Origin of the sequence: Trichocoleus sp. FACHB-46 (assembly GCF_014695385.1) — a bacterium.
Classification (GTDB): domain Bacteria; phylum Cyanobacteriota; class Cyanobacteriia; order FACHB-46; family FACHB-46; genus Trichocoleus.
On the sequence record NZ_JACJOD010000031.1, the window covers coordinates 323,160 to 335,230 of the forward strand.

A 12,071-nucleotide genomic window follows, 5' to 3' on the forward strand; every position below is an offset into this window, starting at 1 on the left:
GAGTAAATCGCGTCATGCTCAGTACAATCATTTGGCTGCCTGTGTTGGGCGCTGCTTTAATCGGATTTTGGCCGCAAACCTGGAGCCCGCAGCGATCGCGTCTTGTGGCTTGGGCGATCGCGGGTCTGACTTTCCTCGTTACGGTGTTCTTAGCGCTCAAGTTCGACTTTCAAGCATCAGGTCTGCAATTTCAAGAACATATTAGTTGGATTGCTCCGCTGGGCTTAGATTATCGGCTCGGAGTTGATGGCTTGTCACTGCCGTTGGTAGTGATGAATGGATTGTTGATCTGGATCGCGATCCAAAGTACACCGGAGCAAGTGTCCCGCCCTCGGCTGTTTTATTCGCTGATCTTCCTACTCAGTGCAGCGGTGGCAGGAGCCTTCCTCGCTCAGAACTTGCTGTTATTCTTCTTGTTCTATGAGATAGAGCTGATTCCCATCTATTTACTCATCGTGATTTGGGGTGGCGATCGCCGAGGCTATGCAGCAACCAAGTTTCTGATCTACCAAGCGCTGTCTGGAATTGTCTTGCTGGTTGGATTCTTAGCTTGGGCTTGGGCGAGTGGCTCCAGCACCTTTACGGTGGAAGTGGAAGCGCTGGCTTCTACCTTACCGATGGGACTGCAACTCATATTGCTCTCGATTTTAATCTTGGGCTTTGGCATCAAAATGCCGCTGGTGCCGTTCCATACTTGGCTACCGGATGCCTATGTCGAAGCTTCCACGCCTGTTTCAATTTTGTTAGGTGGCATTGTTTCCAAACTGGGCACTTATGGCTTGATCCGCTTCGGCCTCAGCTTGTTTCCGGATGCCTGGAATGTGGTGGCACCTTGGCTGGCTAACGCTGCGGTCGTCACCGCTCTGTATGGAGCTTTAGTCGCGATCGCGCAAACCGACATGAAGAAGATGATCGCCTACAGCTCGGTCTCCCACCTCAGCTATGTTTTGCTGGCCAGTGCGGCTGCTACGGAACTGAGCCTCTTGGGTGCGGTCTGCCAGATGGTGGCTCACGGCTTAATCTTGGCGCTCCTGTTCTATCTAGTGGGTGTGATTGAGGCCAAGACGGGCAGCCGCGAGTTAACCCAACTGCAAGGATTGTTGAACCCCAAGCGGGGATTGCCACTGATCAGTGGAGCCTTAATCTTGGGGACAATGGCAAGTGCTGGAATTCCTGGAATGGTCGGATTTGTTGGTGAGTTTCTCAGCTTCCAAGGCAGCTACAGTAGGTTTTCGGCGCAAACGCTGCTCTGCTTAGCCAGTACGGGGCTGACCTCAGTTTATTTTGTGATTTTGATTAACCGAGCTTTGTTTGGTCGTTTAGAAGGCAAACTCAGCTACCTGCCTAAAGTCACTTGGGAAGAAAAAATTCCAGCGATCGCCCTAGTCGCGTTAATTGTTCTATTAGGGGTACAACCAAATGCCCTAGTGCGCTGGAGCCAAAACACCACCAGTTCCCTCGTGGCAATGGTGGCTGAACACAGTCCCCAGCAAGTCGCCCTCACCCCTCCATCCGCTCAATCCGATTAGAAAACAGTGGACCCACGATGTCCTGAGCAATGTTCACGCCCTGAAAATACGACGCGATCGCTTAACTACAGCTTCTTGAATTAATCCCTATCTCGGAAAGGAGATCTGCAACATGACAACTGCAACCGCAACCAAACTGCCTCCTTCTAACCATGAATTCGCCGACGTGATTCATCGGCTAGAAGCGGGTGGTGCCATGCTGCCTGATACGCCAGAAAACCTGATGCAAATTATCGGTATCTACAAAGCCTACGCAGTGCCGATGGATTTCTACTGGCGCGATCTCCTTTACATTGCCGAGCGCGTCTTCCTCAATCCCTTGCCCTTTTTCAAATACTTCCTACCTCAAGAATATTTAGACCTGCACAACCACTACGCCGGAGATGACGCCGATTTGCGGATTTGGCGAGGGGAAGCAACCGCCCATCCAGAACTCCTAGCATTCATGCAGAAGGGCGAAACTACCCAGATGCCCAAGTTGTTCCATCACCTGTTGCACGATCGCGTCAACATGGAGTTTGCCGAAGCTTGTATGCGAGCGATGCTGTGGCATCGGGGCATGGGTGGCAAATTTGACCCCTATCTCGACACTCCCGAATATAAAGCCGCCGCCGATCGCGCCATCAAGGCTTACTTCAAGGGCAATCCCGCCATGCTGGGCCTCTACAAGCTGTTCCCAGAAATGTTTATTGAGCAGGTGCGGCAGTTGTCTTACTACGCCAACCTAGGGTTGTTCTGGGAAGTGATGGCTCCGGTGTTCTTTGAGATGAGCGATCGCTACGATTGCGGCGAAATCACTAGCGTCCCAGAAGCAATGAATTTCTTGGTGAATGGTATCTTTGCAGTCGCAGGCCGCCCCATCTACCATCATGTCTATATTGACGGAGAGTGCTACGAAATCATCCCTAAATCCTGTGGTTTTACCTGGCTGTACGAAGCCGCGCTCCCTTATGTGGAAGCTGTGTTTTACCGCACCGCCCCCTTCCGAGGCACCAAGTCCTACAACGCTCAAGCTGAGCAAGTGCCAGCCGAGCAAAAAGATTTCCACTACGGTATTCTTTACGCCGATGTGAATCCAGTAGGGACGGCAGGGATTCCCCCCACATTACTGATGCAGGATATGTTGCACTTTCTGCCGCCTTACTTGGTGGATTATTACCAGAAGCATTGCCGAGGCGAAGATGACATGCTGATCCAGCTAGGGGTGAGCTTCCAGCGATCGATGTATTGTGTCACCTCAGCGGTGATTCAAGCGCTACGGACAGCGTTGCTTTATCCCTTAGATGATCAAAATCCGAAGCATTTGCAAGCCAACCGAGATTTCTTTGAAGCCCAGATCGATCGCTTTAAGCGTCCAGAAGCTCGGTTGCGGGATGTTCAGGCTCAGTCTTATCGCTAAGCAGACTCATTCACAAACGTTTCACCGAGAAAGCCGGTGAAGCATTCGGGTGAGGCTCCTCCGAGCAGTTTTACACATACTTAGCCGAATGCTTCACCCCTACAACCCTATTGTTCTTTAGTTCCTATCCCTTCAACTCCAAACGCTATGGCAGACATTGTTGATATTGCAGTAGGTGCAGGCTCCTTTAATACGTTGGTGGCAGCAGTACAAGCGGCTGGTCTCGTTGAAACGCTTAAAAGCCCAGGACCGTTTACCGTTTTTGCGCCGAATGATGCCGCCTTCGCCAAGCTCCCTCCTGGAACCATCCACACGCTGTTGCAAAATATCCCGCAGCTGGCGCGAATCCTGACTTATCATGTCGTGTCGGGGAAATGGACTCAAGCTGACTTGGCTAAGGTAGACTCTCTGACTTCGGTAGAAGGTTCACCGATTCGCCTTGATCTATCCGATGGATTTGAAGTCAAAAACGCCACGGTGGTTGCTCCCGACATCGAAGCCGATAATGGCATTATTCACGTCATTGACAATGTGATTCTGATGGGCTGAATCGACTTAGCAAAGGCGATCGCTCTAGACTGAAATCAACTGCGATCGCTCTATTTATCTCGGTCTACTTGTCCCGTCGAATCCGATTGATCTCTTTTTGTAGTTCCGCCAATTGCCGCCGTAGCTCCTCTGCTTCGGCTTGGGAGGATTTGGCAGAAGTATTGACGGCTCCTGCGGCTTCGGCGTGTTGATAGTGTCCTTGGCGAATTTGACGGTACTCTTCTGAGCTGGCCCATTCGCGGATGTAGCGGATGCGCTCAACGGGGAAGGGATGGCTGAGCATGGAGCCTTGAGAGCCGTTGCCGTTGTAAAGCAAAAACTTGTAAATCTGATTCAGACCATCTTGGTCTAGCTCTTGGTAGCTTTCGGACTGGCGGATAAACTCGTTTAAGCTGCATTCTTGCAGATGTTTGCTACTGCCACCCGCGATTTTCATCATGGTTTGCATCACCAGTGTCAGGTCATCGGTGGCAAGAAGTGCAGCGCGATCGGAGGTCAGTTCGGCTTTGCGTCGCCATTCGTAAAAGGCATAGATTAACCCACTACCGACGATATTGCCCAAACCCATCGTCATTTCTCCGATCGCCGCCACCATCTGAATCGCCCAGTTTGCCATCTGGATCAGTGTGGTATGACCGCATTTGATGTGACCTAATTCATGGGCCAACACTACCCGAATTTCTGCATCGGTGAGTAAGTCCAGCAGTCCCGTGTGAAGGACGATATAAGGATGCTCTTCTCCCAAGGCATAACTGTTGGCTAGGGGATTTTGCACCACAAACAGGGAAGGTTCTGGGTAGATGTCTAGGTCACGGACACATTCGCGAAAAATGTGATAGATCGAGGCGTACTGACGGGGACCAACCTGAATGCCATTGCCCATGAGGTAAATCAGTTGGGGCCGTTCGTAGAGGAATTCCACAAATTTCCGCGCCACGAGATCAAAGCCAGGGACATTGCGTAAAGCTTGCTCTGCTTGGCGATCCAGGGGATGCCGAAATGCTTCACTCGAAATTCCTGGATAGGTAGGCATCGCAACACTCCTTAATGGTTGATCTCAAAAATCCAGAAAACTGTCAATACTGGTATAGCAAGTCAGAGAGCGCTTTTGAGTGATTTTGAACCACAAGTTAAAGAAAGGCGATCGCTTTTTGTAGCTTACGATTCTACATTGCTCGCGATCGCGCGGAATAATAATGGCAATTGGGATTCTTCAACCGCCTATGAAGCCATACCAAACCCTAGCCACACTGCTTTCTACCGTCACCGGGCGTTTAACTGTGACCAGCAATCACAGGCGTAGTGGCTTCTTGGAAGCAAATCCGAGGCTACATGCTTTGCTACTAGAACATCCGGAATTGGAGCATCCCGAAATTCTGTTGACTGAGTTGCCTAAAGAAGCTGCTTTCTCTTCCGTCACAGATCAAGATTTGCTGTTAACTCGCTAGTTAGCAGTCTAGTTAGGGGCACTACCGCATTGGTCATAGACTAACTACCTGTTTCTCCGAAGCGCGATCTCACACAGTTCTCCAGTCGTAAGGCTGGAGATTTTTTTGTTTAATTAGCCTTTGATGTTTGTCCAAAACTAAAAGCCCCAGTCAAAGACTGAGGCTGGGAAGTCGTATGCTAGCTAGCGATTTTTATACAAGTTCAGCAGCGATGTTAGCTAGCTGAAAGTGCAACAAATACAGAAGTGGCAACCAAAAGAACTGCGATCGCGGCTTGGAACAGGTAACGCTGTTGTTGTGCTGGGGAGGGATATTCTGAGTAGTACATGGCAGGCTCTACTGCGTAGTTGTTGAGAACGCCGTGTTCGTCGGTGGTGTAGCGCATGTTTTGGCTCCCTTTGTTACTCTATGTAAATTAATGTAACAGATTATTTACAAATTGCAACACTTTTCCAATTTTCTGCTAGCCATTTTTCTGGGGGCAGTTATAAGCATGTCTTAACTGTGCCTTTAACCCCAGATGGGAAGGCGATCGCAGGTTTAGCTAGAAGCTGGGGTAGCAGTATTTCTAAAGCCAATACGTAAAAAACCGCTACCCCAAGGGGTGCGGCTATGTTTACACAAGCTGCCTACGTAGCCTCAGAGTTTCGAGTTACAAGGTAGTCGAGCCGTAAAGAATTACAGACTATTAGCAGCGAAGGTATTGCATTGATCGGGGTCGCCACTCTGAACACCCCGGCGAAACCATTCGACTCGTTGTGCGGCACTCCCGTGTGTGAAGGATTCAGGCACTACATAACCTTTAGAGCGGCTTTGTAAGCGATCGTCGCCGATGCTACTCGCAGCAGTTAGGGCTTCTTCGATGTCACCTGTTTCCAAAACTTGGCGGGAACGGTTGGCTTGGTTGGCCCAAACGCCTGCAAAACAATCGGCCTGTAGTTCTAAGCGCACAGAGAGTTGATTGACTTCTACTTTACTCCTGGCTTGGCTTTGAAGCGATCGCACTTTATCGGAGATACCCAGCAAGTTCTGGACGTGATGGCCTACTTCATGGGCGACGACATAAGCCTGAGCAAAGTCTCCGGGTGCGTCAAAACGATTTTGCAGGTCTTCGTAGAAACTCAAGTCGATGTAAACTTTCTGGTCTCTAGGGCAATAAAATGGCCCGACTGCTGCTTCGGCGTAGCCACAGGCAGATTCCACGGCTCCCGAAAACAGCACGAGTTTAGGTTCAACGTAATTTTCGCCTGCCTGCTGGAAAATCTGATTCCAGGTGTCTTCGGTGTCGGCAAGCACGACTGAAACGAAGTCAGCCATTTTGTCTTGAGTTGGGGAATTGGTCGTTTGGGGGGAGTCGGGGTAGGAGCGATCGCCTGAGGGAGCTGCTTGATCCAGAATCACGCTGGGGTCACCACCTAAGAATGCCACGACCAACGCTAAAAGAATGGAACCAATACCGCCGCCAACGAGGGGGCCAGAAACTCTAGAACCACGCCGATCTTCAACGTTTTCGCTTCTACGACCAAATTCCCAACGCATGGCAGCTTTCCGAATGGTTTTATTGGTCTAGTTTGGCTTTCCTAGGCTAGCGATATCACTCTCTCTAGACTTAATGTTTGGGTGACGTTAGATCTGTCAGTCTATGTAAACAGGCAGAGTTTGTCTCTTCTACGCAGGTTATTGTGGCTTTTGCGATCGCTGCCATCTTTTGCGGAACCGAACTCTTGGGGACGCTTGCCCCCAAACCCCCGCTGAGGGACGGTTGCGTCCCCCAGACCCCCTCCAAAAGCTAAGTCTACATCCAGTTTCCTCCAGATTTGGGTGGTAGGGGGGCTAGAAGTCAGATCAGGATAAGAAGGAGGATACGTGTGTATGCAACAGGTTTAGATGGGTGGAATGGTTAATTTACTTTAAGGAGCAGTTGGGCGATCGCTTTCTTTTGGCAGCACTAGCAAGACAGATTTGACAGGGCGCTGAACGGGATCTCCTTCGGTGCCAACTTTGCCGTACCAAGTTTTGCCTTTGTAATAAAAGGAGGATGAGCTACCTCCATCTAGGTTCATGGCTTGTTCTATGCCTAGGGTTTTCAGAAAGGCGATCAATTCGGTGAAGGTCATGCCTGAATCAGTAGGGGATTCTGACTTTTGAGCCACCATGACCCAAAGCACATCTCCTGTTTGGGTGAGGGCGATCGCGGTTCTGGCGTTGGGTTGGTTGCTGCCTAATGGATCTCGAATCACTTCTCCATTGACGGTATCCACAAATCCTTCTGGCTGTGCGGTCAGCTCTGGGAGCAGGCGAGGGCCACCGCCCAAAGCATCGATTAGCTGGCAGTTGGCAGGGAGAGGTGCGTTGTGTGGAGCAATATCATAGCGAAAAGTGGAACCGCATTGATAGCGACGAAACTCGGTGCGGTTAAAAATTTGGCTTAGGTAAGGAGATAGATCTGGGTTGTTGACTAAGCGCTCATTTAGTTTTGGATCGGCTGCTAATTTGCCTTCTAGGATCACATAAGAAGTTGATTTCTGATTGGTTGGGTCAAAGAAGCCACCGTTTAGAACTGCGATCGCGCCATATTGTTTGGCAAAACTGTCCAAAGTATCAACGCTTTCTGACAGGGCTGGAACTACTACAAATGAACTTTGCGCCGGAATCAGCAGGGTATGCACCACGCTATGCGCCAAGGTGTAAGTTTTGTATTGCAATGGCAAGCTCTGTTGAGGTTGAGGCGAGGTAGGCGACACGGTTTGCGACGTGGGAGATTGGGCAGATGGGGTTCCAGCGAATACCAGCAGGGCGATCGCCAAACTTCCTAACCCTGCTACCACCCAACTCAGTCGCCACATCTTACTCACAAATGGTTGCAAACCTTAGGATTTTAACTGGTTACAGCCCAGAAGGATTTAGAGTGCCGAGATCAAACAAGTCGTGATTTCTGTACTCTACCAGTCGCCGTATCTCAAACAGCCTTTGGATACTGCACTTCTTGTGCAAGTTATTCGCGGTATTGTCCCACTCTCTGTCTCCTGACGCGAAGAACTGCTGCAACGGAGAGCGATCGCCAAAGAACGGTTTGTCAGCGTCAAGTAAGGCGACCGCCGCTAATGATGAACTATTCAGAAAATGCGGCTTCAATAGGAAACTTTGTTTTTATTTGTTCAATCATCTGTGCTTCTTCTGGCGTAGTTACACCATCAAGTTCAGCAATTTTCTGGCTTAACGCAATTAAGGGTACTGCAAAGTCAGGTTCAAGCTGATTTAACAATGTTTCCAGAGCTATTGGTGATTTGATATGAACAGCGATCGCCTCTAGAGAAGTTGGACTCAAGCTTAAAGTTTGCAGTTCTGGTAGAATCTGCTGCCAAGTCTTGCTAGGATTACCTGCCAAAATGAGGTGGGCTAGGATCTGATCCATGACAGCTTGCTGAGCCACTACTTGCTTTAGATACTCTTCGCTCTCAACGGGAGAAGCGGCTGCTTTGGCATCAGGACTAGTTGGATTGAGCTTAGCTTCATAGAAATGACAAGCGGCATAGCCAACGGCATAAAGAGCGGCTGCATTACTACTTGCACCAATTACAGCACCAGCCATCGGAATATTACGCAGGAAGCCAAGGCCAGCTTTGAGGGCATAGCTACCACCCAACGCCAGTCCAAAAACGGCCACAATCTCTCCTTTGCGGGCTGGTTCGTTGAGGTCAAAACCATAAGCACAAGCAATTTGATAACCCATCTCAGCTTGAATGGCAGTGGTTGCTGCTAAGTCTACTGCAAATAGAGCCGCCGCAAATCCTGGTACTAAACTACTGCTTAATCCGGAGCCACCTACATACAGCGCTTTTTCTAGCATGAGACGGTGGGCAATATCGCTCGGTTTTTCTTGAGGATATTTCCGTTGAAGATTTTTGACATGCGTTTCAGCCTTAACGACATCAACTTGATCAATAATCCTAACCAGCCAGTCAACTTTTACCGCTTTTGTCAGTTCCTGCAACTGTGGGCTGTGGCTAATCGTATCAAGGACGTAGCCAATTCCATCAGTTGCATGCCAAGCAGCATTGCCCACTGCTCCGCCAACACCAACCGCCGTTCCAACCACTGCTCCACCCGCTTGGACAGCAGCATTTCCAATCGCGCCACCTGCACCAATGGCAGTACCTACAACAGCGCCACCTGCTTGAGCAGCAGTATTTCCAACCACACTACCAATGCCAACCGCAGTGCCTACAACCGCACCACCCGCATGAGTCGCTGCACTTCCGACAGTTCCCGCCGCACCTGTCACTGCGCCAAAGACTGAACCCCAAAGCGATCGCTGCGGCTGTTCTGATTTTTGTGGTTGGGATGCTGTTTCAGGTAAGCTTTTCAGGATTGACGTTACTTCTGGTATTGCTACAGCCATTTCCTCCACCGAAATTTGCTCAGAATCAATACTAGAGGCTAGAGAGAGGGTTGCTTGAGATACATCTAGCTCTTGTTGCCACGCTGGAAAATCCTCACCAATTTGTCTTCCATAAACACGGAGCTTTTGAATAGACTCTAATCCCAAAACCACTGTGCTTTTTCGCACAAACTCGACCAGGACTTGCTGGTTAGGGACTTGTTCTGATTCGAGCATCATTTGCAGGCAGTTGTCTTTAAGAGATGCCTTGGCAGTAATATTTTTAGGCTGTAATAACCGATTCATTAAAGCGGCGATCGCTTCTATGTTGCCTTGCTTAGCGGGTTTTAGAAGATCAGGTTGTGAGGATGTCATGAGTGGAGTTTGGAGAAATTGCAGCAACGTCTTTCATAAGATGCCCTCTCCCAAACTTTGGCTAACGAATATCAGTTCGTCTGCAAATTACAAATACTTTTTCAGTAGTTGACCTAAGACCGAAATGCCTCGCTCAATTTCGGCGGGTGTAGAGGAATAATTTAAGCGCATGGCGGTGTAGCCCTTTTGGTCAGGGAAGAAGAGAGAGCCGCAGGACATCACAACTTTTTGGGCGATCGCTTCTTGGCGGATCATTTCCATTGGTAATTGAGATGGCAGATGCACCCAGAGAAACAGCCCGCCATTGGGCACAGTCCAAGATGCTTCTTGAGGAAAATAGCGTTCTAGGGCTTGCAGCATGGCATTGCGGCTTTGCAAATTCTCGGTGCGGAGATGGTTGAGATGCCGCCGATAGTGACCAGAGGCTAGATACTCACTGATGATGGCTTGCGAAACTGTGGAGACATGCAGATCATTCAGCAACTTGCGCTCCACTAACGGGCGGTAATGCTTCCCAGTCACCACCATGTAGCCGACTCGTAATCCAGGCATCAGTGTTTTAGAAAAGGTGCCAATGTAAGTGACTAAATCCTGGCGATCGATCGCCTTAATCGGAGCAGGCACAGGCTCAAAATTCAGTCCTTCATAGGCGTTATCTTCCAAAATGGGGCAGGCATACTGTTCTGCCAGTTCTAACAACCGTTGCCGATGCACTTGGGAAGTTGTAATCCCAGTAGGATTGTGCAGCGTGCTAATCGTGTAAATCAGCTTCGGGCGATGACTGCCAAGATATTGTTCTAGCAGTTCCAAATTCATCCCGGTTGCGGTCATCGGGATGCCAATCACTCTCGCACCCAAATTCTCTAGGACTGCGATCGCCCCATGATAGGTGGGACTCTCCACAATCACCCAATCTCCCGGTTGCACATAGTAGTGCATCACCAAGGACAGCCCTTGCTTGGAACCGCTGGTAATGATGATGTTGTCTGTCGAAACTTGTAACCCCTGTTGCCACACCAGCATTTGGGCAATCTGTTTCCGCAGCACCAAGCGCCCTTGAGGCAAATCATAATTGAATAAAGCTGTGTCTATATCTGCGATCGCGCGTCTAGCAATCCGCCGCAAATCCTCTGACTCTGGTGGCCGAGGGAAACCACAGCCTAGATTGATCACACCCTTTTGGGTTTGCGCTAGCATCGAGTCCGCGTAGACATCAAAAAAAGAGATGCTACGTTGTTGCGGAATGATCACATCCTGCGCTGGGGCAAAGGTAGGCTCCGACTGTGGGGCAGGAATGGAGGAAGAGTTGACAAAATATCCCGCACCTTGACGAGCAGACACCAAACCATCCGCCTCTAACACGCCATAAGCTTCAATCACTGTCAGTTTGTTGACTTGAGCATTTTCAGCCAACATCCGAATCGACGGCAGGCGTTCTCCTGGCTGCATCGCTCCTGATTGAATCAAATGACGAAGGCGATCGCGGATTTGCAAATAAACAGGTTTTGGTGACTGTCGGTCTAACGGAATTCTCATCACTCGCTCCAATAACAGAAGCAGCAGTTAAAAACAGTTGGAGCCGAAATCTACTAACAGCTCTAAGCAGAATTCAAGCATTACTAGCTGCCACAAATTGAAATATATATGATTCTTTTCAAATTAACCTGGTACAGTTTTGCTCAGTTTCTACTAGAACAGTTTTTGGACTTGCACAACTGTATTAGTTACTATCTCTAAGTTTCAAAATTTTCTGACAATCCTCACCCAAACCTGAATAGCCAAAGCTAAATCCAAATCAAAGCCTAGCTTGCGATTCAGTAGAACCCAACCTTACTCTTGCACACATCCCCCGATCGCATGAATCTTCTGAACGAGGTAAATCTTTAACAGTTTACTTAGCTTAGAAGAATCAGTCCCACTACAAAAATTCAGATTTCTTCCCTACTACAGCCAATCAGAAATCACTTGAAACTACCAAGTAATTGCTGCACTTGAACAATTTTTAGGATTAAAAACTGTACTAGTCAAATTGATTCATTTTTGTACCTTTTCAGTCAATTACAACACCATCCATAGTAATTAACAAGAACTTGAATTACCTTTCGTGAGGTTCATCATGAAAACCTTAAGATTTACTTCTTCAACATCTCAATATCTCTCTAACCTGTGGCAATCATTGAGGCGAGTGATTGCTCGTTATACAGAGATTCGAGTTTGGCAGAAAAGCGATCGCCAGGGAAATCTCTATTGGCATGGCTACAACCCCAACAACGGCGACTATGTTTCCTTTGGCACAGAAGCGGAAATTCGCATGTGGATTGAGGAGCATTACTACAGATAAACCCAGTTTTCCGATAGGCTCTTAAGTGTTGCTGAGTCATCCAGGCTAA

The 12,071-nt window shown here is 48.9% G+C and carries 12 protein-coding genes; 5 read left to right on the forward strand and 7 right to left on the reverse strand.

Translation table 11 applies throughout. The features are described from left to right. Positions 1–14: 14 nt before the first annotated feature. From H6F72_RS19555 to H6F72_RS19565, 3 genes are all read left to right on the forward strand, one after another. Positions 15–1,529, forward strand: coding sequence for an NADH-quinone oxidoreductase subunit M (locus tag H6F72_RS19555; protein WP_190439467.1), 1,515 nt, complete (start codon positions 15–17; stop codon positions 1,527–1,529). Positions 1,530–1,641: 112 nt separating this feature from the next. Further along, positions 1,642–2,928, forward strand: coding sequence for a CO2 hydration protein (locus tag H6F72_RS19560; RefSeq protein ID WP_190439470.1), 1,287 nt, complete (start codon positions 1,642–1,644; stop codon positions 2,926–2,928). A gap of 147 nt (positions 2,929–3,075) precedes the next feature. Then, positions 3,076–3,477 (forward strand): fasciclin domain-containing protein, encoded by a 402-nt coding sequence (locus tag H6F72_RS19565; protein WP_190439473.1) that lies wholly within the window; start codon positions 3,076–3,078, stop codon positions 3,475–3,477. Positions 3,478–3,541: 64 nt separating this feature from the next. On the opposite strand, the gene H6F72_RS19570 is transcribed toward H6F72_RS19565, so the two are convergent. Beyond that, a complete protein-coding gene (locus H6F72_RS19570; RefSeq protein WP_190439476.1) occupies positions 3,542–4,510 on the reverse strand; it encodes a M48 family metallopeptidase in 969 nt (322 codons plus the stop codon). Between the two features lie 190 nt (positions 4,511–4,700). Between H6F72_RS19570 and H6F72_RS19575 the strand changes: the two genes are divergently transcribed. Continuing rightward, the gene (locus H6F72_RS19575; protein ID WP_190439479.1) at positions 4,701–4,925 is read left to right on the forward strand and encodes a hypothetical protein; all 225 of its coding nucleotides are present in this window, start codon (positions 4,701–4,703) and stop codon (positions 4,923–4,925) included. Positions 4,926–5,139: 214 nt separating this feature from the next. On the opposite strand, the gene psb34 is transcribed toward H6F72_RS19575, so the two are convergent. The 6 genes from psb34 to H6F72_RS19605 all read right to left on the reverse strand — a co-directional run bounded on the left by psb34 (position 5,140) and on the right by H6F72_RS19605 (position 11,217). After that, positions 5,140–5,310: a photosystem II assembly protein Psb34 gene (gene psb34 / locus H6F72_RS19580; protein ID WP_190439482.1), complete on the reverse strand. Its 171-nt coding sequence runs from the start codon at positions 5,308–5,310 to the stop codon at positions 5,140–5,142. Positions 5,311–5,603: 293 nt separating this feature from the next. After that, positions 5,604–6,464: a neutral zinc metallopeptidase gene (locus H6F72_RS19585; protein ID WP_190439485.1), complete on the reverse strand. Its 861-nt coding sequence runs from the start codon at positions 6,462–6,464 to the stop codon at positions 5,604–5,606. A gap of 371 nt (positions 6,465–6,835) precedes the next feature. Beyond that, the gene (locus tag H6F72_RS19590; protein ID WP_190439889.1) at positions 6,836–7,771 is read right to left on the reverse strand and encodes a phosphodiester glycosidase family protein; all 936 of its coding nucleotides are present in this window, start codon (positions 7,769–7,771) and stop codon (positions 6,836–6,838) included. 40 nt (positions 7,772–7,811) lie between these two features. Further along, positions 7,812–8,060: a hypothetical protein gene (locus H6F72_RS19595; protein WP_190439487.1), complete on the reverse strand. Its 249-nt coding sequence runs from the start codon at positions 8,058–8,060 to the stop codon at positions 7,812–7,814. Beyond that, complete coding sequence (locus tag H6F72_RS19600; protein WP_190439490.1) at positions 8,038–9,681, reverse strand: hypothetical protein; 1,644 nt, start codon at positions 9,679–9,681, stop codon at positions 8,038–8,040. The genes H6F72_RS19595 and H6F72_RS19600 overlap by 23 nt, the downstream gene beginning before the upstream one ends. 87 nt (positions 9,682–9,768) lie before the next feature. Beyond that, positions 9,769–11,217 (reverse strand): PLP-dependent aminotransferase family protein, encoded by a 1,449-nt coding sequence (locus H6F72_RS19605; protein ID WP_190439492.1) that lies wholly within the window; start codon positions 11,215–11,217, stop codon positions 9,769–9,771. A 580-nt stretch (positions 11,218–11,797) separates the two neighbouring features. Here H6F72_RS19605 and H6F72_RS19610 point away from each other — a divergent pair. Beyond that, positions 11,798–12,022, forward strand: a complete 225-nt coding sequence (locus H6F72_RS19610; protein WP_190439494.1) for a hypothetical protein — start codon at positions 11,798–11,800, stop codon at positions 12,020–12,022. Positions 12,023–12,071 lie beyond the last annotated feature (49 nt).